This is a genomic window from Pseudomonas sp. 3MAES_34.3B, assembly GCF_058145875.1.
In genome coordinates this window covers 403,532-427,052 of the sequence record NZ_CM176960.1, presented here as the reverse complement: position 1 = coordinate 427,052, position 23,521 = coordinate 403,532, and the positions used below count along the sequence as shown (strand labels likewise).

Genomic DNA, 23,521 nt, shown 5'->3' with positions numbered 1-23,521 from the left:
TGAAGCCTGCCGCTTCGCGTTGGGCATGCGACTCGAGGATAGATGCCGGGTTCCCGGGCCAGGGTAACAACGGACCAACGGTAAGGGTGCTCAATACTCGATCCGCACATCCCCCTTGGGCACGCTGCAGCACGCCAGGATGTACCCCTCGGCTTCGTCTTCCTCCGTAATGCCCCCGTTGTGCTCCATCTCTACCTCACCGCTAAGCTTGAGCACCTTGCAGGTGCCGCAGATCCCCATCCCGCAGGCCTTGGGGATGGTAAGCCCCAGCTTGGCAGCAGCGGCGTGGACTGTTTCCCCAGGTGTTACGCGGATGCTCTTGCCGGTATCCACGAACTCCACCTGGTGCAGGTCCGCGGCGGGTACCTCCGGCGCGTCGGCGGCTTGCTCGGCTTGTTCCACTGCGTCGGCCCGTGCCTCGGGCGGCGTGGCGCCAAAGGATTCTTCGTGGTAGCGACGCATGTCGAAGCCGGCCTGGTCAAGCAGCCGTTTCACTGCCGTCATGTACGGGGTTGGCCCACAGCAGAACACTTCCCTGTCGAGGAAATCCGGCGCCATAAGCTCAAGCATCGGGCGGTTCAGGTAACCCCGGTATCCCGCCCATGGCTCACCCAGGCCGTGTTTCTCACAGATGATATGCAGCGCGAAGTTGGGAATACGCGCCGCCATCTGCTCCAGCTCGCGGTGGTAGATGATGTCTTTGGGAGAGCGGGCGCTGTGCACAAAGATCATGTCCACATTGGCGTTGGTGTCATAGAACCAACGGGCCATGGACATCACCGGCGTGATCCCTACCCCGCCGCTCAGGTACAACACCCTGGTAGAGGGGAAATCCATGGCATTGAACAGCCCCACCGGGCCATGTACAGCCAGCTCCTGGCCTTCGTGCAAGGTGTCGTGCAGCCAGTTGGAAACGCGCCCGCCCGGCACTCGCTTGATGGTAATGGAGAAGCTGTAGGGCACCGAAGGTGAACTGGAAATGGTATAGGAACGCATCACCGGCTGGCCGTCGATTTCCAGCTCCAGGGTCACGAACTGCCCTGGTTTGAAGAAGAACATTACCGGCTGGTCGGCCATGAAACAGAACGTGCGTACATCCCAGGTTTCCTGAATCACCTTGACGCAGCGAACGACATGACGGCCATTGGCCCAGGTCTGGGTGGTGACCGGGTTCAGGAAATTATCAGACATGCTTGCCACTCCATAGCCGACCACCGGCCTTGTGGTCACGATTCTGCGTGTCGGCCGTGCGATGCTCTTTCCTGTTCGCGACATCGGCATGCTTATGGCGACCAGCCTTGCCAGCGCTGGCTCGGGTGGTCGGGAACGGATTCGGCCATGTCGCCCATGGATAAGGTTCACGCGCCGCGCCCAAGCACACTCGCCGCATATCGGTCGCAGCCTCGATGCAAGGCTGCGGCGCCACCGTGAAGCGCGATCCCGCGACCCCTACAGCCCTGCCGCCGGCGCGCCGGCCTTGAGGATTTGAACGATGGACGTCACCCAGAACCTGAGCCTTGGCGATCCGCTGGAACCCGCGCGCAGTGCCACCGCCCATATGCTGCAAACACGGGAGCGCACCTTCTCGCTGCCGCAGCCGTTCTATACCGACGAAAGGCTGCACGAGATCGATATGCAGGAGATCTTCCACAAGGAGTGGCTGATCGCTGGCATGACCTGTGAAATCCCGAAGAAGGGTAACTACCTCACGCTTGAGATCGGCAAAAACCCGGTGATCGTGGTGCGCGGTGCAGACAACGCCATCCATGCGTTCCATAACGTGTGCCGCCACCGAGGCTCGCGCTTGTGTGCCGGCGAAAAGGGCAAGGTTGCCAAACTCGTGTGCCCTTACCATCAATGGACCTACGAGCTGGATGGCCGACTGCTGTTCGCCGGCAGCGAAATGGGCGATGGCTTCGACATGAAGGCGTACGGCCTGAAGCCTGTGCATGTGAAAAACGCCGGTGGGTATATCTTCATCAGCCTGGCGGACAACCCGCCCGCCATCGACGAGTTCCTCCATACCCTGGCCCATTACATGGAACCCTACGACATGGAGAACACCAAGGTGGCTGTGCAAACCACCTTGCGTGAAAAAGCCAACTGGAAGCTGGTGCTCGAGAACAACCGCGAGTGCTACCACTGCAACGGCTCTCACCCGGAACTGCTCAACACCCTGCTGGAATGGGACGACACCAACGATCCGCGTGCCAGCCAGGCGTTCAAGGACCATGTGGCCGAATCCGCCGCGGCCTGGGAAGCGGAGAACATCCCCTATTTGCACACCAGCTTCGGCCTGCGCAACCGCATCGTGCGCATGCCTTTGCTCAAGGGCACCGTTTCCATGACCATGGACGGCAAGCCTGGCTGCAGCAAACTCATGGGACGGATCAAGAACCCGGACCTGGGCTCGATGCGCATCCTGCACCTGCCCCATGCGTGGAACCACTGCATGGGCGACCATGTGATCGTGTTCACGGTATGGCCGATCAGCGCGCAGGAAAGCATCGTTACCACCAAGTGGCTAGTGCACAAGGACGCGGTGGAAGGTGTGGATTACGACCCTGCTCGCCTGCGCCAGGTGTGGGACGCCACCAACGACCAGGACCGTCGCCTGGCCGAGGAAAACCAGAAGGGCATCAATTCAACCGCCTACCAACCGGGGCCGTATTCGAAAACCTACGAGTTCGGCGTGGTCAACTTCATCGACTGGTACAGCGAGCGCATGCTCAATAACCTGGGCGCCGAGCCGGCGGCGTATCTAAAGGGTGTAGCGGCGCACGACTAAGTCACTATGGCCTGCACTGCTAGAAGCTCGATATCTAAAGGCGGCTGGGGCCCGAAGGCCCGGCGCACCAATCGCACCGCCAGTGCCCCTCTACCCAGCGCGGTAAGGGTAGTGGCGGCAACGGATGCGATTTTTGCGGCATCGCTGTCGGTAACCATGCCCATCACCCACGCCGCACTGCTGCCCGCCATCAGCGTGACGTCCACTCCGACTACCAGCTTCGGGGGGGACGAAACCCGGTAACCTGTGAGCATCATCGCTCCGTAGGCCACGATCCCCAGCGCGCCCATGATATCGCTGAGCAGGTCCAGCGCCTCCTGGCCGCTCGGGTCATGCCGGTTAACCGGGTCGCCCTGGCAATAGGTATAGGCATTAAGGCCGCCCCTACCAAATGGTGACAGGGCATCCGGCTGGCAGAACCGCATCATGGTGGGCTGATAAAGACGGCGGCCATTGCCCAGGTGATACTCGCCGTGCAGCTCCTGCCGCTGCCCTGTGTAGCCGAGCACGCCTGTCGCGCATGGGGTGGCCTGGTAGCCGAAAGGTAGATACGCGGCACGCGGCTTCACGCGACCCAACACCGTACCTGCGCGGTCATGGGTCAGGAGCACCTGGTTAGAAGGGCTAACCCAACGCATGCTTGATCTCCTGAATCCCGTGCATATACCAGGTTGGCGAATAGTCACTACGCCGCAGGCCGGATACGCGCCCAACAGCCTTGCGCCATCCTGCCTGGCCGGCTAACGGGGCTAACATCTGGATACGTAGCAATACCGATCCCACTCCAAGGCCGATGCTCGCCCAGGCAAGTGAGCTCTGGGCGCGCTGATTCGCCTGAGCGCCAGCGATTACCCCGGCAGCCAGCGAAGCTCCGCTGGCCAGAAGCGCAAGCCGGGTGCCCCACATCATGGAAGGCGGAGTAGCTTTCAGACTCTTGCCGCCCAGGTTTGTCAGGTGCAGTGCGATCATCGCAATCCCGTTGACAAGCCCGCCAATGACCAAGGCGGTAAACGCGCGCCCAGTCGTATCCATTCTGTTGATGGGATCCCCCGCGCAATAGGCGTAAGCATTGCGACCGCCCTCGCCAAACGGGCTGTGCCGATCAGGCTGGGCGAATCGGCCAAGCGTTGCCTGATAGGCACGGTAACCCTCGCCCAGCATGTATAGCCTTGCTGCTGATTCCATCCATTGCCCGGTAAACGCTGATTGGCTACATACCCTCAAAGGCTGTAAAGCCCCGAAGGGTGTATAGCGATGGCGGCAGGTACTTACGCCCCGCCCCCCTGCGAGGACAGTGCCGGCACGGTCGGCCATCAACAATCTATGCGGCATGCCATCTTCCCCTGAACCTGGCTGGAAGATTAGGCAAGTGATCCGTGCGCGGCTACCTGTCACTTCTATCAGGTAGTTGCTAGATGAAACGATTTATCTATACCCACCCTCAGGAACGAATTAGAATCGTTCTCATTAAAATCAGTCCATTCCCAGGCTTCTTTCTTCATGCACCTCAAAGTCTCCAGGTCCGCTCTGGCGGTCGCGCTGTTCTCCCTACCACCCGCCACCCTCGCACACGCCGATACCGTCGAACTGGCACCTACTCAGGTACAGGACAGCGCATTACCTGTGGAAGAGGGTTACACCCGCGCAAGCGCCAGCACCGCAAGCAAGTCTGAAGTGCCGGTGCGTGACGAAGCCCAGAGTGTGAACGTGGTCACCCAGCAAACCCTCCAGGATTTCAGCGCTACATCGCTGGACGACGCCATGAAATTCGTCAGCGGCGTTTCGCAGGGTAATACGCTGGGCAATACCAAGGATGCGCTGGTCAAGCGCGGCTTCGGTACGAACGACGACGGCTCGATCCTGCGCGACGGCGTACGTTCGGTGGTAGGCCATAACCTGAACGCCACCACCGACCATGTGGAGGTGCTCAAGGGGCCAGCCTCTTTGCTGTATGGCGCGCTTGACCCCGGCGGGCTGATCAACGTCATCAGCAAGCAGCCGCAATACACCCAAAGCACCACGGTCACGGGTTCGGCCTACAGCGAAGGGGGCGGTACCCTGAGTGTGGACACCACTGGCCCATTAGGGGACACGGGCCTGGCTTACCGCTTGATCGCAGAGCAGAAACACGAGGATTACTGGCGCAACTACGGCACAGACCAACACACGCTGGTGGCACCGTCCCTGACATGGACCGGGGACCGCGCCAGCCTTACGCTGTCTTACGAATACGACGACTACAGCAGCCCCTTCGACCGCGGCACGGTGTTCGTGAACGGGCACCCCGCTGATGTGAGTTACAGCAAGCGGCTGGACGAGAAGTGGGCGAAAACCGTCGGTATTTCGGAAACCGCCCAGGCCCGGTTCGAATATCAACTGAGCGACACCTGGAAAACCCGCGTCACCTACGGCTGGAACAATGACCGCTACAGCCTGGCTATCGCGCAACCGAACTCGCTTACCAATGGCCAACTCACACGCGTGGCCAATGGCGGCCATTACGACTACGAAACCCGTTACGCCAGCCTGGACTTCATCGGCGAGCAGCACATCCTCGGGCAGCGCCATGAGTTGCTGGTGGGCATCGATAATGAAGCCAGCGACAAGTACCGTGGCAAGACGTATCGCAACAGCGCGGTGGGCGGATTCGATATTTATAACCCCACCTATGGCAACCTGGCCGAGCCCAGCGTGGTAAGCCCTACTACTAGCAACCTGCGCAACGAGCTGACGTCCACCTCGGTGTATTTCAAGGACAACTGGCACCTGAACGATCGCTGGATTGCGGTGTTTGGCGCTCGTCAGCAGCATTATGACCAGTACAGCTCGCAGGGCCTGGTAACCAAGGTGGTCAACCGCGACGACAACGGCGAAGCCTTCATCCCCTTCGCTGGGTTGGTGTATCAACCAACCGATACGTGGGCGTTGTATGGCAACTACAGCCGCTCATTCGTGCCCAACGATACGGTGGTCGATGCCGACGACGGTACCGGCCGCACCTTCGACCCCGAGGAAGGCCGCAGCTACGAAGTGGGCGCCAAGTTCACACCTTCGCAGGCGCTTAACGTCAACCTGGCGCTGTTCGATATCGTGAAGACCAATGTAGTCACCGGCACTGATGACGACGCTGAAGCGGCCGGCAAGGTAGGCTCGCGCGGCCTGGAACTGGACGTGACCGGGCAACTGGCACCCCGCTGGGACGTAATCGGCACCTATGCTTACACTCACACGGAAATCCTCGACGACCCCGAGAACGAAGGTCATCGCCTGGCCGATGCGCCAAAGCACACCGCCAGCCTCTACCTCAGCCACCACCTCAGGGTGCAGGACAACTTCGGCCAATGGCACGCCGGCGCAGGTGCTCGCTACGTAGGTGAGCGGGCCGGGGCTGATGACAATAGCTACTGGATGAGCAGCTATACCGTCGCTGACGCCTTCCTGCGCTGGGACCTACCCACCGCCGGCTACAAAACCCGCCTTCAGCTGAACGTGGATAACCTGTTCAACAAGCAGTACTACCCCTCCAGCACGGGTAGCCAGCTGCAAGTGAACGTAGGGGAAGCACGCACGGCGAGGCTGACAGCCAGTGTGACGTTCTAAGGTCGCGCACCCTTGCGCCATTCGCGAGCTGCGCCCGCTTCCCACAGGTGAGTGAGCGAGCCCCTCGGGGTGTCAGGATGAACCCTGTGGGACATGGCTTGCGAACGCGGCTTTCAGCAGGGGCTCGTTCGACCAGCTCTGTACCAGGGCGACTCGCGCGGCAACCAACGCGGCGCGCCGGCGAAACAGGCTGAGCAGCCTGCGGTAAAGCGGCGTAGGTGGCACCCAGGGATGCAGGTCATCGCCCTCGTTCTTGAGGTAGCGCGCCAACAGCCGAGCGTCCAGCGGGTCGGTTTTGGCACGGACACCCACCCCTTTACGGTAATGGCTGAGTTCATACCCGCCGACCATGTAAATAGTGCAGCCCGATTCGTGTGCCAGGTCGCAGAATTCAAGGTGGTAAATGTTGGTGGCTTCAATGGCGACTGCCACATTGGCTGGCAACGCCTTGAGCCATTTCTTGATGGCGGCCTTGGTATTGGGGATGGTGACGAGCTGTTCTTCGGCAGCGTGATAGATCACCAGTTCGGCCTTGGCGACATCGACGCCCACGATCGGTTGTAAGACGCAAGCGCGCATTGCCATGAGCTTATCTCCGGGATATGGTCTGAAGCACTTGAAGGGCCACCCAGAGGCGCAAGCTTGTTCCTATCGTTGGTCGAGCCAAAGCATTCTCTATCGGCGCTTGGGTGAAAGGAGGAGGGGCGATATCTCCCACGGTCTGTACTGCGGCTAACAGTCAGAATCGGGCGTTGTCCCTCCTCCTCCCTTCAAGTACTACCATACAAGACGGGCGGAGCCGCAGGCGGAGCTCGCGAATAAGGGCTTAGGAAAACCGCGCAAGACAGTTGCTTTCCACAAAGTTAGAGCCCTCCCACCAGAGAAGCGGCCTGCAGTTCAGCGAACAACGCCCTCTTCAACCAGCAGCTTGAGGATCGCCTCGGCGCCTTCTTCGGGGCTTACACCCTTGAGTACCTTACCACCACCGCCGCTGGCCTTGGCGGTGGCGGCTTTCATCCGGTCGGCGCCGCTCTTGGCCTTGATCACCTTCAGGCGCTTGGGCCGGGGACGGGCCGGCTGAAGCTCCGCGGTGCCTAACAATTCGTCCTGCACGATTTCCACTTCATGGGCCAGCAGTTCACCGCGCTGGGCAGGGCCGTAGGCGGTCTGCCGAGCCTTTGGCGCGGCGCCGTCCACGGTCGCAATCAACGGAAGGCGCACATTCAAGCGGCGCCGCTGGCCACGTGGGAGTGCCTGAAGCACCTCGGCAATGCCGTTATCAATCCGCTCGATTTCTGCCAGCCCTGTGACTACCGGCCAGCCCAGCCGCTCGCCCAGCAGGTAAGGCATCATGCCAGAGCCCTCGCCGGTTTCTGCTCGGCTGCCGGCCAATACCATCTGAACGCTGGCATCACGCAGGTATTCAACCAGCCCGGGTAGCGCGTCGCCATCGGCCGGTTGTTCCAGCACATTCATCTGTGACAGGCCCATGCCAAGGTAGTCCCGCAGTGCCGGCTCGGCAGGGTCGCCCACATGCAATACTTCAAGCGCTGCGCCCGCCAGGCGAAGGCCCAGTTCGACGGCGCGAGCGTCATACTCGGCCCGCCGGGCGCGGCCGGACGCGGGATGAGCGCCTACGGATACCAGGGTTACGATCTTGCTTTTCATTGGGCAGGCCTCAGGCAGCGTTTCGTTCAGCGCCATTGCGCCGTTTGGCCATCGCCTCGATCAAGGCGCGCAGCACTGCACTGCTGTCCGCGATGACCGAAAGATCGGCACGCTTGATCATGTCGCAGGTTGGGTCCATGTTCACCGCAATCACCTTGTCGCAGGCACCGATCCCCTGAAGGTGCTGAATGGCCCCGGAGATACCGATCGCCACATACACCCGCGCAGTTACCCAGGTGCCGCTGGCACCGACCTGCCGGTCGCGGGTCATGAAGCCATCATCCACGGCTACCCGCGAGGCGCCTTCGGTGGCACCCAAGGCGACCGCAGCCTGATGGAACAGGGCCCAGTCCTTCACGCCGTTGCCGCCGGACACGATGAACTCGGATTCGGCCATGGGGATCGCGGCTGGGTCCACGGCTACCGCGCCGCCATCTTCGATCCGCGGCAACGTACGTACCGCCGGTGGTTCCAGCAACAGCGGCAGTGCTTCATGGCGGGTTTCGCTCACCGGCTCGGCACATTCGGCGGCGGCGAGGATCATCCGCGGCAATGCTTGCGTAAGGTCCTGGTACCCCGCACCAGCGCGGCCCGTACATTGGCCATCCTTGACCTGCCACACCCTCGTGGCTGGCCGTTCACCCAAACGCGCCGCGAGGCGACGGCCCAATTCCCCACCACCGTCACGGCTATCAGGGAGCAACCAGTGGCGCGGGCCGAGCTGGCTGTCCAGCGCGTGCAGCGCCTGGATACGTTGCTCCGGCGCGTACCCCGTGTATTCATGGCCCTCAAGCCGCAGCAAGCGGTCCACCCCTGCCGTATCGAAGGACGTCTCCTTTTGCTCGCCGAATACCACAGCGAGTACCGCGCCCTCTGCGCCCGCCAACTGGCGGGCCAGGCCAAGCAGGTCACGGTCGTGCGCGGTCAGGCGGCCACCGACCATGTCAGGCACCACTGCCACATAAAAGGCAGGTGCGGCCACCTGATGCAGCGGCAGTTGAACCTGGGCAGTAGTCATGCGCCGGACGTTGCCGCCCTGCTCGGCGCCGCTGCGGTCGATGCGGCGAATGCCGTTCGGGCCGATAAACCCGACCGCATGGGGATTCTTGCGCACCACGCCGGTTGGCCCGTGCCAGCTCGCCTGCTGAGGTTGCAGGCTTGCGTGCAGTGGATGCAGGCGGTTGCGGGCAATCCACTCCGCGCGCGGGTCACGCCGTATCACATCGCTCATGGGGTAACCTCCGCTGGGGCTCGCTGGGTGACGTCAGGCTTTCTGACGGGGGCGGCAGCGTCTTCGATCAAAGCGTCGGCCACCAGCTCCGCGAGGTCCTTGATGTCCGGGCGCGGTGCAACCACGCCTTCAAGCATGGCGGTACACTGCGGGCAGCCCACCGCCACCAGCTCGGCGCCGGTTTCGCGAATGTCGTTCATACGCATGTCTGGAATGCGCTGCCGGCCCGGAATGTCCGTAATGGGCGCGCCACCGCCGCCGCCGCAGCAACGGGACCTGAAACCCGAGCGCTCCATTTCCTTCACTTCGATGCCCAGCTCACGCAGCACCTGACGCGGGGCCTCGTATTCCCCGTTATAGCGGCCCAGGTAGCAGGGGTCGTGGTAGGTCACGCTGCCACCGCGGTGCGTGCCAACGTTAAGCCGTTGCGCTGCCATAAGCTCAGCCATGTAGGTGCTGTGATGGAGCACCTCATAGCGGCCGCCGAAGGCGCCGTATTCGTTCTTCAGTACATGGAAGCTGTGTGGGTCGCAGCTTACGATGCGGTTGAACCGGTACTGCCCCAGGGTGTAGATATTGCGTTTGGCCAGTTGCTGGAAAGTGGCTTCATCCCCCAGCCGACGCGCCACGTCGCCGCTGTCCCGCTCCTCGAGGCCCAATACGGCGAAGTCCACTTTCGCTGCCCGTAGCACCTTCACAAAGGCACGCAGGGTACGCTGGTTGCGCATATCGAACGCACCATCGCCTACCCAGAACAACACGTCAGCCTGTTTAACCTCGGCCATCAGCGGCAGGTCCAGGTCCGCTGCCCAATGCAGCCGCCCGCCAGGCGCGAAGCCCCCCGGGTTATCCGTTGCGATAAGGTTCTCCAGCACCTCGGCGCCCTTGTTCGGCGTGGCTCCTTTTTCGAGGGTGAGGTGGCGGCGCATGTCCACAATGGCGTCCACGTGCTCGATCATCATGGGGCACTCTTCCACGCACGCGCGGCAGGTGGTGCAGGCCCACAACGTATCCGCTTCCACCAGGCCATTGACGATTGGCTGGTGCGCATTGCCGCCATGCTCGCCCAGCGGCCTGCCCTTGCCATCGGGGGATGGGTACGGGCTGCCGGCGAAGCGCGCATCGGTGCCGCCGGCCAGGCCAATGACCATGTCCTGAATCAGTTTTTTCGGGTTCAGCGGTTGGCCTGCGGCGAAGGCGGGGCACATGGCTTCGCACTTGCCGCACTGCACGCAGGCATCGAAGCCCAGCAGCTGGTTCCAGGTGAAGTCCTTGGGTTTTTCCACGCCCAGTGGTGCCGTAGCGTCGGTCAGATCCAGCGGCTTGAGCCCGCTGGAACGGCCACCACCGAAACGCTCGGCGCGGCGGTGCCAGGCCAGGTGGAGCGCACCGGCGAAGGCATGCTTGAGCGGGCCGCCCCAGGTCATGCCAAGGAACAACTCGCTCACACCCCACAGCACGCCAACCAAGAGAATGGCCGCCAGCACCCAGCCGCCGAAGTCCGCTGGCAACAGCCCTGCCACTGGCAACGTGGCAATGAAGAAGCTGGCGGCGAACATCAGGAGGCTTTTCGGCAGCCGCATCCACGGCCCCTTGGACAGGCGCGACGGCGGATTAAGGCGGCGCTTGTACACAAACAGCGCACCACAGAACATCACTGCCGTGGCCACCAGCAGCGCGTAGCCCAGCACCTTGTTGTGCAGGCCAAAGCCGTGCACCGCAATGGCAAGTACCGCCGCCAAGGCAAAGCCGCCCGCCGTGGCCACGTGGGTATTGGACATGTACCGGTCGCGAGCCACCACATGGTGCAGGTCCACCAGATAGCGGCGCGGCATGGCCAGCAACCCGCCGAGCAGGTCGACCTTGGCCGCGCGGCCCTGGCGCCACAGGGCCACCCGGCGGGTAGCACCCAGCAGCATGAGCGCCACGGCGGCGAAGAGCAGGATGGGGAGAATGGTGTCGAGCATAGGGCGCAAGCCTCTGATAATCCTGTAGGAGCTGGCGCCAGCCTGCGAACGGCTCGCCGCGATTTCATGTAGCCAGATTCGCGAGCTACGCCCGCTTCCTACAGGAGGTGTTGTGCCTTAGAAGTCCTTGCACAGGCGCAGGGCGTCGTACAGGGCGGCATGCACGTTGCGCTGGGCCACGCAGTCGCCGATCCGGAACAGCAGGTAGCCCTCGCCCGGCTGGCTGAGCGACGGTTGCGGTTCGATGGCGAACAACGCGTCTATGTCGATCTGGCCTTTGTTGCGCGAGCCTTCCTTGAGGCCGTAATACAAGGCTTCGTCCGGCCGTACGCCGTTCTCGACCACCACCTGGTCCACCACGCGCTCTTCCTTCGCGCCGGTGTATTCGTTCTCCAGCAGCGCAATCAGCTTGTCACCCTCGCGGTAGACCTTTTCCAGCATCAGGTCGCCGGTCATGATCACTTCCTTGGGGTACAGGCTGCGGTAGTACGTAGGGAATGTGGTACCCCCCATGGCCACGCCGGGCTTGATGTCGTCGGTAACAATTTCCACCTGGCTGCCTTTGTCGGCCAGGAAGTCCGCCGCTGACATGCCGGTAAACTCGCAGATGGTGTCGTACACCAGCACGTTTTTCCCCGGCGCTACCTTGCCGTCGAGGATGTCCCAGCTGCTGACCACCAGCCCTTCTTCCGCGCCCCAGTGCTCGTTCTGCTCCATGAATGGATGGCCACCGTTGGCCAGCACAATCACATCGGGGCGCAGGTCCATGATGGTGTCGATGTCGGCCGCGGTACCCAGGCGCAGGTCCACGTTCAGGCGCGCCAGCTCTAGCTGGAACCAGCGCGTGATACCGGCGATCTGGTCGCGCTGAGGGGCCTTGGCGGCGATGGTGATCTGGCCGCCGATCTGCTCTTTCTTCTCGAACAGGGTCACGTCATGGCCCCGCTCTGCCGATACCCGCGCGGCTTCCATGCCCGCCGGGCCTGCGCCCACCACCACAACCTTGCGGCGTGGCCCGGTGCTTTTCTCGATGATGTGGGGCACGCCCATGTATTCGCGGGAGGTGGCGGCATTCTGGATACACAGCACGTCCAGCCCTTGGTACTGGCGGTCGATGCAGTAGTTGGCGCCCACGCATTGTTTGATCTGGTCTATCTGCCCCATCTTGATCTTGGCGATCAGGTGCGGGTCGGCGATGTGCGCGCGGGTCATGCCTACCATGTCCACGTAGCCGCCTTCCAGAATGCGCGTAGCCTGGTTCGGGTCCTTGATGTTCTGGGCATGCAGCACCGGTGCCTTCACTACCTCCTTGATGCCGGCCGCCAGGTGCAGGAACGGCTCGGGTGGGTAGCTCATGTTGGGGATAACGTTGGCCAGGGTGTTATGGGTGTCACAGCCCGACCCCACTACCCCGAAGAAATCCACCATCCCGGTGGCATCGTAGTAGGCCGCGATCTGCTTCATGTCCTCATGGCTGAGGCCATCGGGATGGAATTCATCACCGCAAATGCGCAGGCCTACGCAGAAATCATCGCCCACTTCAGCGCGCACGGCCTTGAGCACTTCCAGGCCGAAGCGCATGCGATTTTCGAAGCTGCCACCCCACTCGTCGGTGCGCTTGTTGACCCGTGGGCTCCAGAACTGGTCGATCATGTGTTGGTGCACGGCGGAGAGTTCCACGCCGTCCAGCCCACCCGCCTTCGCCCGGCGCGCAGCCTGGGCGTAGTTGCCGATCACCCGTTGAATCTCTTCCGGTTCGATGGTCTTGCAGGTGGCGCGGTGCACAGGCTCGCGGATGCCGGACGGCGACATCAAGGTAGGCCAGTGTTCTCCATCCCAACGCGAGCGTCGGCCCATGTGGGTGATCTGGATCATGATCTTGGCGCCGTGCTTGTGCATGGCGTCGGCGAGGTTCTGGAAATGCGGGATGATCCTGTCGGTGGACAGGTTCACGGATTTCCACCAGCCCTGCGGGCTATCGATGGCAACGCTGGACGACCCACCGCAAATGGCCAGGCCGATCCCGCCCTTGGCCTTTTCTTCGTAATACTTGATGTAACGCTCGGTGGTCATGCCGCCGTCGGTGGCATACACCTCGGCGTGCGCCGTGCTCAGTACGCGGTTGCGGATCGTCAGTTTGCCGATCTGGATCGGCTGGAACATCGCTTCGAACGCCATTTGCTTTCTCCGACCCTAGCGCGGCTTGACTACGAACAGCCCGTCGTCGTGACCTTCTTCAGCACCGCTGTACACCTGCTCGGCTACGGTGCGCAGTTCACTGCCACGGGCGGCAAGAATCTGGTCCATGGCACCCGCGAACCAGCCGGTGAACATGTAATCCACCTTGCGGCCAACCTTCCCGTACACGTACACAAAGCATGAATGCTCCAGCTTCACGCTGGCGGTGCCCTGCTCCAGGTCGATGTCCTGGATCTTGAACAAGCCCCAGCCCCGCTGGCTCAGGCGTTTCATGTAGTGCTCGAATACCGCCACGCCTTCCAGGCCGTGGCATTCGGCTTCCTTCTCGCACCAGTGCCACGCCGATTTGTAGCCCGCCTTGTAAAGGATTTCGGCGTAGGCATCGGCGCCCAGCACTTCCTCGATACCCATGTGGTTATTGACGAAGAAATGGCGGGGTACATAGAGCATGGGCAGGGCATCGCTGGTCCAGACGCCGGTTTCGCTGTCGACTTCGATGGGTAACTCGGGGGCGTGCTTGGCCATGGAACTTAACTCCAGTCAAAAAAGTTGCTATCAATCGTGATCAGCGGTGTAGCCGTGCCGCTATTCGCCCCAGACGTCGGCCAACACGTTCATCCAGTTTTCGCCCATGATCTTGCGAACCACTCGCTCGCTGTGACCACGCTTGAGCAGCGTTTCGGTGAGGTTGGGGAATTCGCCCACGGTGCGGATGCCCAGCGGGTTGATGATCTTGCCGAAGTTGGTCAGGCGGCGGGCGTAGCCCTTGTCGTGGGTGAGGTATTCGAAGAATTCCTGCCCATGGCCCTGGGTGAAGTCGGTACCAATGCCGATGGCATCCTCGCCTACGAGGTTCATCACGTACTCGATGGCTTCGGCGTAGTCGTCGATGGTGGAGTCGATGCCCTTGGCCAGGAACGGGGCGAACATGGTCACGCCCACGAAGCCACCGTGGTCGGCGATGAACTTCAGTTCCGCGTCAGACTTGTTGCGAGGGTGTTCCTTGAGCCCAAGCGGCAGGCAATGGGAATAGGTGACCGGCTTCCTGGATTCCAGAATCACTTCTTCGGACGTTTTGGAGCCCACGTGAGACAGGTCGCACATGATGCCAACGCGGTTCATCTCGCCGACCACTTCGCGGCCGAAGCCGGACAGCCCGCCATCGCGCTCGTAGCAACCGGTACCTACCAGGTTCTGAGTGTTGTAGCAGAGCTGCACGATACCCACGCCCAGCTGCTTGAATATCTCTACGTAGCCGAGCTGGTCTTCGAACGCATGGGCGTTCTGGAAGCCGAACAGAATGCCGGTCTTGCCTTGTTCCTTGGCCCGGCGGATATCGGCAGTTGTACGTACCGGCATCACCAGGTCGCTGTTTTCACGGATCAGCTTCTGGCTGGCGGCAATGTTGTCGCAGGTAGCCTTGAAGCCTTCCCATACCGACACCGTGCAGTTGGCGGCGGTAAGCCCCCCCTTGCGCATGTCCTCGAACAACTCGCGGTTCCACTTGGCAATGATCAGCCCGTCGATGACGATGCTGTCGGCGTGCAATTCGGCCGGGCTCAAAGCTGGGCTCATCAGGCGGTCCCCTTGTCAGCGGTACGCCAGATCGTTTGCCGGCGCTTTGGGGGCCAGCATATGCCCCCGCGCCGGCGGGCCCGGATGCAAAAGCGACCGATCAAATGCCAAAAGCGTCAAGCCAGCCCACGCCCAGTCAAAGCAGGCCACATGCAGGCCCGTACAGCACTTCTGAACATGAAATCCGTCCCCCTGGCTATTCAGCAGGCGGAGGTTGAGCCAGAATCCGTGAATCTTTTCGCACGGCCCAGGGGCGTGGTAATGAAATCGTGGTTATGGATACTGGCGTTCATCGCCGTGGGTGCTCAGGCGGCCGACGAAGACGGCCCTACGCCGTGCGACAACGTTGAAACCAGCCAGCAGAGCCTGGATTGCTCGGTCTATAACCGGAAAACCGCAGAGGCCGAGCTCAACGATGCCTACAACGGCCTGAACGCACGCATCAGCGCGCAGTACGGCGACCAGCCGGCCGTGCTCAAGGAGTACCTGGCGAAGGTGAAAGCGGCCCAGGACTTATGGCACAAGCTGCGTGACGCCGACTGCGCCGTGGAAATACTGGAAGCGGACAAGGACGGCACCTCCAGCCAGACCGCGCTCAACGATTGCATGGCCCAGCGCAGCGACGAACGTAGCGAATACCTGCAAACCATCGGCACCCAGGGCGACGAGAACGACGCGCCTGATCAGTGATCGAACTTCCCCGGCCATACTTCTTTGGCCGGAAAGCCTTGCCTGTTATCTCCATTCTTCGTTCCCACCATAGTGCACGCCGGCTCCCGCCAATGGGGGCCGTCTATCTCAGGGGCTGCCTTGCCCCGTTTGCACAAGGAACGTAATAATGTCCAACGACACCAACAGGGAAGCATTTGTAAATGGGCTGCAAGTGCCCAAGACCCACGTCGAAGCCGCTATCGATGCGCTGAAAAAAGAAGGCGAGGAGCGCGTACTGCTGATCGGTAATACGATCTGCATTTTCGCCGATAACGTGCCTGCCAGCGTCGCCGAGGACGTAGCCGCCAGCATGCGACTGATGGGGCTGGCGTCTGAAAAAGCCTTCAACAAGGAAACCCAGCAGCGAGAGTGGTACAACTTCTACACCTCTGGGTTGGCGAAGCTGGGCTGGACCATGACAGGCGCGGCGCACGCTGAAGAAGCGATGGATCAGGAGAAGTCCACCCTTGCCCAAGTGGCCGTCAGCCTTATTGCTCGTGATCTGGGCCCAGGACACCGCATGGCCCGTTGCCTTGGCCGAAGCTTCCATGCCATCGCACAAGCGCCCGCTGCGAACCGGCTGTTTGAGCGCAGCTCCACGAGTGTGTCGGGCAAATCAAGCACCTTCCAGGCCGTGGACTGCGAAATGAGCCCGCAGGGCATGCCAATCATGCACATGAAGAGCTTCCAGATCGCTTACGACCGTACGGTAACCGTGGGCGACCCTGTTAACCGGGAGTTCGAAAAAGCGTCGACTCGTGTGTATCGCGCTTCTCAACAAGGCACCTTCAGCGTCCGGACTTTCGAAAGCCAGCGCAACAAAGTGAGCCTGAAACTGGCGTCCCAGGCCGATGACATTCTGGGCCTGGATATCTGACCCTCCCTCGCAAAGCACCAGTGGCGCTGCCGCTGGTGCTTGAGCGGGACCCGAATGATGACCTACCGACCTACCCCGCCCGCCCAGACCGCCTTATACGAGGATGTGTTGGCCACACTGCGCCTGGCTATTCTTACCGCTCGCCAACTCCATCACCCTGAACACGCACCTGCAGAATGGCTTGCCGCGCTCATCGCAAGCTTGGAAGGGCTTGGCTGGGATGCTGAAGCACATGACTATGCCGAGTACGTGTACACCCCCGGGCCTGGCGTATGGACCGACATTTTCAAGGGGCGAAAGCCTGCTCCACAACCGCCGAATACCCGGTTCAAAACCCTGGTACGCCACGTTATCGAAAACCGCTCGGATGGCTCCAAGCCATTACCTCGGTCCGTTGCCGACAGCAACCTTTCGGCCCATTTCGTAAGCGAAGTAAACATGTCTACCCTCGTGCCTCGGCTTCGCCTGGTTCAACTGGTAGGTACACCGGACCCCAAAGCACCTAAAACTCGCTTGCCCGTGGCCAGGACCTGCTGGGAGGCAGCTTTCGACAGCCAACGGTTCGACAAGCAACGCGAGCAGGTAAGCGCAGCGTTCAACGACCTTGAGCAGTCGATTCTCGGCCCGGATGGGCCATAGTTACAGCCGATCCTCACGCGGCGGCCGGCCAAACCTTGCCCTGTAACGTCGGGTGAAATAGGACGGCAGCTCGAAGCCACAGGCAATGCTCACCTCGGTTACGCTCATGTCGGTTTGGCGAAGCAACTGGCGGGCTTTTTCCAGGCGTATACCCAGATAGAAGCTGCTGGGCGTTTCCTGCAAATGCAGCTGAAACAGCCGTTCCAGCTGGCGCCGCGTTACCCCTGCGCACTCAGCCAGTGCCAGCGTGCTCAGCGGGGTTTCAATGTGCTGCTCCATGGCGCCTATGGCCTGCACCAGCTTGCGGTTGCGAGTACCGTAGCGCGACGCCACCGCCATGCGCTGGTGATCCTGGCGTGGCCGGATCCGCCCCAGCACGAACTGTTCGGACACCGCGATCGCCAGCTCGCTCCCGTGGGCCTGGGCGATCAGGTCCAGCATCAGGTCGATCGAGGCGGTGCCACCGGCGCAGGTAATGATACGGCCATCGATCTCGAAGAGTTCCTGCGTGGCTTCGATGGTCGGCCAGCGTTCCCTGAACGCATCCAGCGCTTCCCAGTGCAAGGTCACCCGGGCCGCATCGACCACTCCGGTGGCGGCCAGCACGAAGGCGCCGGTATCGATACCGCCAAGGGTGCCGCCCTGCGCCGCAATCCGGCGCAACCATCTCCGCAATGGCGGCGACACGCTTTTCAGTGGGTCAAAGCCGGCAATCACGAACAATCGCGCGGGCGGGAGCAACTCGCCCAAGCCACCCTCCACGTTCACCGACATGCCATTGCTGGCCAATACCGCCCCGCCATCCAGGCTCAGCACTTCCCAGCGGTAAAGCCCCGGACGAAAGCGATTGGCTACCCGCAGGGGCTCGATCGCACTGATGAAACCCAGTGCTGAAAAACCAGGCAGCAGCAAAAAATGGAACACCTCAGGCATGGGCTCGGCTCCGCGGGTATGACTTGGTTAATAACGCGGCGGTCGCCAGCGTGCAACTCCCCGTCGCCACAGTGCGCTTGCCGCTGCGCCTGCGGGCGTAACCTCTCGCTCAAGGTGCACAGACACCCCTACCTATAAATGCCCTGCCAGAGGAACTACCGCCATGAAGAGGTTGATCCGCTGCTGTCTGCTGATGCTTACCGCTACCGCTATCCCACTCACCCAGGCCGCAGAGCCGGCGAGCTGCAAAAGTGTGCGCCTTGGCGTAGTGAACTGGACCGACGTGATCGCCACCAGTGGCCTGGCCCAGGTGCTGCTGGACGGGCTGGGTTATGAAACCCGCCAGACCAGCGCCTCCCAGCAAATCATCTTCGCGGGGATTCGCGATCAACGCCTGGACCTGTTCCTGGGGTACTGGAACCCCCTGATGACGGCCACGCTCACCCCTTTCGTGGAACAGAAGCAGGTGCGCGTGCTGCAGGCACCGAGCCTGGCGGATGCCCGCGCCACGCTGGCGGTGCCCACCTACCTGGCAGACCAGGGGCTTAAAAGCTTCAGCGATATCGCTCGTTTCAAGACGCAATTGGGCGGGAAGCTCTACGGCATCGAACCCGGCTCGGGGGCCAACACCCAGATCAAGCAAATGATCGCCAGCAACCGCTTCGGCCTGGGCGACTTCCAGCTGGTGGAATCCAGCGAGGCCGGGATGCTCTCGGCGGTCAGCCGGGCGGTGAAGCGCAAAGAAGCCGTGGTGTTCTTTGGCTGGGCGCCCCACCCCATGAACGTGAACGTGGAAATGACATACCTCACCGGTAGCGAAGACGCGCTCGGCCCTGACGAAGGGAAGGCGACCGTATGGACCGTCACCGCGCCCGACTACGCCAGCCGTTGCCCCAACGTGGACCGCCTGCTCAGCAACCTTACCTTCAGCGCCGCCGATGAAAGCCGGATGATGCAGCCGATCCTCGACCACAAGGACCCGCTCGACGCCGCGCGCCAGTGGCTCAAGGACCACCCTCAGGACCGCAGCCGCTGGCTCCAGGGTGTGACTACCTTCGACGGCAAGCCCGGCGACAGCAACCTGCGCCTCACCGCCAACTGACCCCCTCGCCGCCTATGCGCCTGCCCTGGCGCACGGGCAGGCGCGCCCTAGGAAAATGCCATGAACCACGACGTGATCATCACTTGTGCCCTCACCGGCGCGGGCGACACCACGGGCAAAAGCCCATTTGTGCCTGTAACCCCCAAGCAGATAGCCGAAGCGGCGGTAGAGGCCGCCAAGGCGGGTGCCACCGTGGTCCATTGCCATGTGCGCGACCCGAACACCGGGCGCTTCAGCCGTGATGTGTCGCTGTACCGCGAGTTGATGGAGCGTATCCGCGAAGCGGACGTGGACATCATCGTCAACCTCACCGCTGGCATGGGCGGCGACCTGCAGATCGGCCCGGGCGAACAGCCCATGGAATTCGGGCCCGATACCGACCTCGTCGGGCCGCTGACCCGGCTCGCCCACGTGGAGGCCCTCCTGCCGGAAATCTGCACGCTCGATTGCGGCACCCTGAACTTCGGCGACGGCAATAGCATTTATGTCTCCACGCCCGATCAGCTTCGCGCCGGCGCGCGGCGGATCACCGAGCTGGGCGTGAAAGCGGAACTGGAAATCTTCGACACGGGCCATTTGTGGTTTGCCAAGCAGATGATCGCCGAAGGGCTGCTGGACGACCCGCTGTTCCAGCTGTGCCTGGGCATTCCCTGGGGCGCCCCGGCCGACACCACCACGATGAAAGCCATGGTGGACAACATCCCCGCTGGCGCCACCTGGGCCGCGTTCGGCATTGGCCGTATGCAAATGCCCATGGCGGCTCAAGCGGTATTGCTCGGCGGCAACGTGCGCGTGGGCCTGGAAGACAACCTGTGGCTGGAAAAAGGTGTGCTGGCTACCAACGGCCAGTTGGTGGAGCGGGCCGGCGAGATTCTTACCCGCCTGGGCGCCCGCGTACTTACGCCAGCTCAGGGGCGCGCAAAGATGAAGCTCACCCGCCGCGGCGAAGGGGTATAAGCCATGGGATTCATTACCGAGGTAAAAACCTTTGCCGCACTTGGCGGCGGCGTGATTGGGAGTGGGTGGGTAGCCAGGGCGCTGGCCCACGGCCTGGACGTGATTGCGTGGGACCCGGCACCCAATGCCGAAGCGAATCTCCGCCAGCGGATCGCCAACGCCTGGCCGGCGCTGGAAAAACAAGGCCTTGCACCGGATGCCTCACCCACGAGGCTGCGCGTGGTAGACAGCATTAAAGCCTGCGTGGCCGACGCCGACTTCATCCAGGAAAGCGCGCCCGAACGGCTGGAACTGAAACTCGAACTGCACGCTGCCATCAGCGCGGCGGCAAAGCCCCAGGCCATCATTGCCTCAAGCACGTCTGGCCTGTTGCCCAGTGATTTCTATGCCAGCGCCCTGCACCCTGAGCGTTGCGTAGTCGGGCATCCGTTCAACCCTGTCTACTTGCTGCCGCTGGTGGAAGTGGTCGGCGGCCAGCACACGGCGCCGGAGGCGATCGAAGCAGCACAAAGCATTTATCGCCGCTTGGGCATGCGCCCCCTGCATGTGCGCAAAGAGGTGCCAGGGTTTATCGCCGACCGGTTGCTGGAGGCGCTGTGGCGTGAAGCCTTGCATCTGGTCAATGACGGCGTAGCTACCACAGGGGAAATCGACGACGCGATCCGCTATGGCGCCGGGCTGCGCTGGGCTTTCATGGGCACCTTCCTTACCTACACCTTGGCGGGCGGCGATGCGGGCATGCGCCACTTCATGCAGCAGTTCGGCCCCGCCCTGCAATTGCCGTGGACGTACCTGCCCGCCCCGCCCCTTACCGACCGGCTGATAGACGATGTAGTGGACGGCACCTCGGCGCAGCTCGGAGAGCACAGCATCGCCGCGCTGGAGCGTTACCGGGACGATGCCTTGCTAGGTGTGCTGGCGGCGGTGGCACAGGCGAAACACCAACACGGGATCGGCGACCATGAATGAACCCTGGGTGACCTGGGAGGGCCGGGTGCTGCCTGAATGGACCGACTACAACGGCCACCTGCGCGACGCGTTCTACTTGTTGGTGTTCAGCTATGGCAGCGATGGTTTCATGGACAGCATCGGGCTGGACGCCGACGGCCGCGAGGCCAGTGGCCATTCGTTGTTTACGCTCGAATGCCACCTTAACTTTCTCCACGAAGTGAAAGTTGGCGAGCCGGTGCAGGTGCATACGCGGCTGCTCGCCCATGACCATAAGCGGGTATGGCTGTACCACAGCCTGCATCGCCCCGGTGACGCAGAGGCGCTGGCCGCAAGCGAACAGGTGCTGGTGCACGTGACCCTGGAGGGCCCGAAATCCACACCGTTCGAAACCACGGCCTTGGCGCGGCTGGCACTGCTTGGCGAGCAGCAGGCGGGCCTTCCCTCTCCTCGCTTCATCGGCCGAGTGATCACGGCGCCGGAATTGCCGGTTAATGGCTGAAAACGACGTGTTCATGCCCGCCCGTGCCACTGTCGCGGATGGCTATTGCAGGCAAGCAGAGCGCTGACCACAATCGGGAAAACTCACCGACCGAGGGTACCCGACCATGATGCACGCCGACTTGATCGACCAGGATGACCTGTTGGGAAAATTGCGCGCGCTCGGGTTCGAGATGCCTGCGGGGGCCAGCGCGGAACAAGCGTGTGAGTGCGCCGTGCGTGGGCTCGACGCCCACCGCGCCAAGGCGCTGCGCGGCCTTGTGGAACAATTGCTGGGTGGCAGCGCGACCATTCTGCCGGCGGTGCGCCAGGCCATCGACCGCAACCTGCTGCCTGCGCTGGCACAGTTCGGGCCGGCCTGATCCGCACTTTTGCCCATAGGAGGCCAACCCTGTCGGAAGCGGCGGAGCTAAACCCTCACGCTGGCAAAGGTGGACTCATTGCGCGCCTGGCTGAGCGCGGCAAGCGGCCCGGACAACGGTGCCAGCACCATGGCCTGGGGAATCGGCAACATGGCCACCTGTTGCGCGGTGTTGGAGCCTGCGCGTTCGTCGCGAGGCGGAATGCCGAAATATTCCCGGTAGCATTTGGAGAAGTGAGGCGTGGAGACAAAGCCGCACACCGAAGCCACCTCGATGATCGACATCGGGGTTTGTTTGAGCAGTTGCCGCGCCCGGATCAGCCGCAACTTGAGGTAGTAGCGCGACGGCGAACAGTGCAGGTATTTCTGGAACAACCGCTCCAGCTGGCGGCGCGACACGGCCACATACACGGCAAGCTCATCGAGGTCGATCGGCTCCTCAAGGTTGGCCTCCATCAACGCGACGATTTCCTGAAGCTTGGGCTGGTTGGTCCCCAGCATGTGCTTGAGCGGCACCCGCTGATGATCCTGCTCGTTACGAATACGCTCGTACACGAACATTTCTGAAATCGCGGCCGACAGCTCGCGCCCATGATCGCGGCTGATCAAGTGAAGCATCATGTCCAGCGGCGCGGTACCGCCAGAGCTGGTGAAACGGTTACGGTCCAGCGTGAACAGGCGGGTACTCATGGTGGCCCTGGGGAAAGCCTCCTGCATGGCAGCCAGGCATTCCCAGTGAACGCTGCAATCGAACCCATCCAACAGGCCAGCACAGGCCAATGCCCAACTTCCCGTGCATACCGCGCCAAGGCGCCGGGATTGCCGTGCCTGGCTTTGCAGCCAAGTCACGTGCTCACGGGTGACAGTGCGCTGAATGCCAACCCCGCCACACACGATCACGCTGTCCATCACTGGGGCCTGATGCATCGCGGCGTCCGGGGTGATCTGCAGGCCATCGCTTGCCCACACCTGCCCACCATCGGCACTCAGGGTGGTCCAGCGATACAGCTCTCGGCCCGAGAGCTGGTTGGCCATACGAAGGGGCTCGACCGCCGAAGCGAGGGAAATCAGCGTGAAATTATCCAGCAGCAAAAAGCCGATGGATTGTGGCGTACGGGTCTGGGGTTGGGCCCCGGAGTTGAACGACATCATCGCGGTATCTCCTCATGCGGAAGGTTGACCCCAGGCTAAGGGTTCTTTTTCTGCAGATAACCGGAGCAATTGCCATGCCGAAAGTTGAATGCGCATTCAATAAAGACTAAAAACGACGTCGCAATCAGTCTAGGGCTGACGTCGCCATTACCGCGCCCCACTCCCCTGGCCGCGGGGTAGCTCACCAGCGTTGAGCACTTCGGTAGCAATGCTGAGCGCAAGCGTGGCCTGCCCATGGAAACGCTGTCACCCAGGGATGCATGTGGGGCTTTGGATAGGAGCCTCGACGCGCCAAAAGGCAGCGGCCAGTTG

General features: G+C 62.1%; 21 protein-coding genes and 1 pseudogene. 10 read left to right on the top strand and 12 right to left on the bottom strand.

Translation table 11 applies throughout. The features are described from left to right. Positions 1-90: 90 nt before the first annotated feature. Positions 91-1,191, bottom strand: coding sequence for a glycine betaine monooxygenase reductase subunit (gene gbcB, locus AC3Z8Y_RS01870; RefSeq protein WP_490088229.1), 1,101 nt, complete (start codon positions 1,189-1,191; stop codon positions 91-93). 301 nt (positions 1,192-1,492) lie between these two features. Here gbcB and gbca point away from each other — a divergent pair, with 301 nt between their 5' ends. Continuing rightward, positions 1,493-2,788, top strand: coding sequence for a glycine betaine monooxygenase oxygenase subunit (gene gbca / locus AC3Z8Y_RS01865; RefSeq protein ID WP_490088228.1), 1,296 nt, complete (start codon positions 1,493-1,495; stop codon positions 2,786-2,788). Here the strand turns inward: gbca and AC3Z8Y_RS01860 are convergent. Both AC3Z8Y_RS01860 and AC3Z8Y_RS01855 read right to left on the bottom strand, forming a co-directional pair. Further along, the gene (locus tag AC3Z8Y_RS01860) at positions 2,785-3,426 is read right to left on the bottom strand and encodes an RHS repeat-associated core domain-containing protein (RefSeq protein ID WP_490088227.1); all 642 of its coding nucleotides are present in this window, start codon (positions 3,424-3,426) and stop codon (positions 2,785-2,787) included. The genes gbca and AC3Z8Y_RS01860 overlap by 4 nt on opposite strands. Beyond that, positions 3,413-4,102, bottom strand: coding sequence for an RHS repeat-associated core domain-containing protein (locus tag AC3Z8Y_RS01855; RefSeq protein ID WP_490088226.1), 690 nt, complete (start codon positions 4,100-4,102; stop codon positions 3,413-3,415). Before AC3Z8Y_RS01855 ends, AC3Z8Y_RS01860 begins: the two co-directional genes overlap by 14 nt. Before the next feature lie 186 nt (positions 4,103-4,288). Here AC3Z8Y_RS01855 and AC3Z8Y_RS01850 point away from each other — a divergent pair, with 186 nt between their 5' ends. Beyond that, positions 4,289-6,388, top strand: a complete 2,100-nt coding sequence (locus AC3Z8Y_RS01850; protein WP_490088225.1) for a TonB-dependent siderophore receptor — start codon at positions 4,289-4,291, stop codon at positions 6,386-6,388. A gap of 90 nt (positions 6,389-6,478) precedes the next feature. Here AC3Z8Y_RS01850 and AC3Z8Y_RS01845 read toward each other — a convergent pair. The 7 genes and pseudogenes from AC3Z8Y_RS01845 to AC3Z8Y_RS01815 form a co-directional block, all read right to left on the bottom strand. Further along, positions 6,479-6,973, bottom strand: a pseudogene (locus tag AC3Z8Y_RS01845) (IS110 family transposase); the annotation flags it as partial. Between the two features lie 312 nt (positions 6,974-7,285). Next, positions 7,286-8,056, bottom strand: coding sequence for an electron transfer flavoprotein subunit beta (gene etfB, locus AC3Z8Y_RS01840; protein ID WP_490088224.1), 771 nt, complete (start codon positions 8,054-8,056; stop codon positions 7,286-7,288). A 10-nt stretch (positions 8,057-8,066) separates the two neighbouring features. Beyond that, complete coding sequence (gene etfA / locus AC3Z8Y_RS01835) at positions 8,067-9,287, bottom strand: electron transfer flavoprotein subunit alpha (RefSeq protein ID WP_490088223.1); 1,221 nt, start codon at positions 9,285-9,287, stop codon at positions 8,067-8,069. Further along, positions 9,284-11,254, bottom strand: a complete 1,971-nt coding sequence (gene dgcB, locus AC3Z8Y_RS01830; RefSeq protein ID WP_490088222.1) for a dimethylglycine demethylation protein DgcB — start codon at positions 11,252-11,254, stop codon at positions 9,284-9,286. Before dgcB ends, etfA begins: the two co-directional genes overlap by 4 nt. A gap of 117 nt (positions 11,255-11,371) precedes the next feature. Continuing rightward, entirely contained in the window at positions 11,372-13,432 is a 2,061-nt protein-coding gene (dgcA, locus tag AC3Z8Y_RS01825) for a dimethylglycine demethylation protein DgcA (protein ID WP_490088221.1), read from the bottom strand. Between the two features lie 15 nt (positions 13,433-13,447). Continuing rightward, positions 13,448-13,978, bottom strand: coding sequence for a DUF5943 domain-containing protein (locus tag AC3Z8Y_RS01820; RefSeq protein WP_181113443.1), 531 nt, complete (start codon positions 13,976-13,978; stop codon positions 13,448-13,450). Positions 13,979-14,038: 60 nt separating this feature from the next. Next, positions 14,039-15,016 (bottom strand): dipeptidase, encoded by a 978-nt coding sequence (locus AC3Z8Y_RS01815; protein ID WP_490089912.1) that lies wholly within the window; start codon positions 15,014-15,016, stop codon positions 14,039-14,041. 273 nt (positions 15,017-15,289) lie between these two features. Here AC3Z8Y_RS01815 and AC3Z8Y_RS01810 point away from each other — a divergent pair, with 273 nt between their 5' ends. From AC3Z8Y_RS01810 to AC3Z8Y_RS01800, 3 genes are all read left to right on the top strand, one after another. Beyond that, positions 15,290-15,718 carry a lysozyme inhibitor LprI family protein gene (locus AC3Z8Y_RS01810; protein ID WP_490088220.1) on the top strand — a complete coding sequence of 143 codons (429 nt, stop codon included), beginning with the start codon at positions 15,290-15,292 and terminating at the stop codon, positions 15,716-15,718. Positions 15,719-15,866: 148 nt separating this feature from the next. After that, positions 15,867-16,616 carry a hypothetical protein gene (locus AC3Z8Y_RS01805; RefSeq protein ID WP_490088219.1) on the top strand — a complete coding sequence of 250 codons (750 nt, stop codon included), beginning with the start codon at positions 15,867-15,869 and terminating at the stop codon, positions 16,614-16,616. A 57-nt stretch (positions 16,617-16,673) separates the two neighbouring features. Continuing rightward, the gene (locus AC3Z8Y_RS01800; protein ID WP_490088218.1) at positions 16,674-17,255 is read left to right on the top strand and encodes a hypothetical protein; all 582 of its coding nucleotides are present in this window, start codon (positions 16,674-16,676) and stop codon (positions 17,253-17,255) included. On the opposite strand, the gene AC3Z8Y_RS01795 is transcribed toward AC3Z8Y_RS01800, so the two are convergent. Next, on the bottom strand, positions 17,256-18,188 hold the full coding sequence (locus AC3Z8Y_RS01795; RefSeq protein WP_490088217.1) for a GlxA family transcriptional regulator: 933 nt from the start codon (positions 18,186-18,188) through the stop codon (positions 17,256-17,258). A gap of 163 nt (positions 18,189-18,351) precedes the next feature. Here AC3Z8Y_RS01795 and choX point away from each other — a divergent pair, with 163 nt between their 5' ends. From choX to AC3Z8Y_RS01770, 5 genes are all read left to right on the top strand, one after another. Beyond that, positions 18,352-19,290 carry a choline ABC transporter substrate-binding protein gene (choX, locus tag AC3Z8Y_RS01790; RefSeq protein WP_490088216.1) on the top strand — a complete coding sequence of 313 codons (939 nt, stop codon included), beginning with the start codon at positions 18,352-18,354 and terminating at the stop codon, positions 19,288-19,290. A gap of 60 nt (positions 19,291-19,350) precedes the next feature. After that, a complete protein-coding gene (gene cdhC, locus AC3Z8Y_RS01785; protein WP_490088215.1) occupies positions 19,351-20,247 on the top strand; it encodes a 3-dehydrocarnitine:acetyl-CoA trimethylamine transferase CdhC in 897 nt (298 codons plus the stop codon). Between the two features lie 3 nt (positions 20,248-20,250). Next, positions 20,251-21,216 (top strand): L-carnitine dehydrogenase, encoded by a 966-nt coding sequence (locus tag AC3Z8Y_RS01780; RefSeq protein ID WP_490088214.1) that lies wholly within the window; start codon positions 20,251-20,253, stop codon positions 21,214-21,216. Then, the gene (locus AC3Z8Y_RS01775) at positions 21,209-21,697 is read left to right on the top strand and encodes a thioesterase family protein (protein ID WP_490088213.1); all 489 of its coding nucleotides are present in this window, start codon (positions 21,209-21,211) and stop codon (positions 21,695-21,697) included. Before AC3Z8Y_RS01780 ends, AC3Z8Y_RS01775 begins: the two co-directional genes overlap by 8 nt. Before the next feature lie 106 nt (positions 21,698-21,803). Further along, positions 21,804-22,058, top strand: a complete 255-nt coding sequence (locus AC3Z8Y_RS01770; protein WP_490088212.1) for a hypothetical protein — start codon at positions 21,804-21,806, stop codon at positions 22,056-22,058. 47 nt (positions 22,059-22,105) lie between these two features. Here AC3Z8Y_RS01770 and gbdR read toward each other — a convergent pair whose 3' ends face one another. Next, positions 22,106-23,209, bottom strand: a complete 1,104-nt coding sequence (gene gbdR, locus AC3Z8Y_RS01765; protein WP_490088211.1) for a choline metabolism transcriptional regulator GbdR — start codon at positions 23,207-23,209, stop codon at positions 22,106-22,108. Positions 23,210-23,521 lie beyond the last annotated feature (312 nt).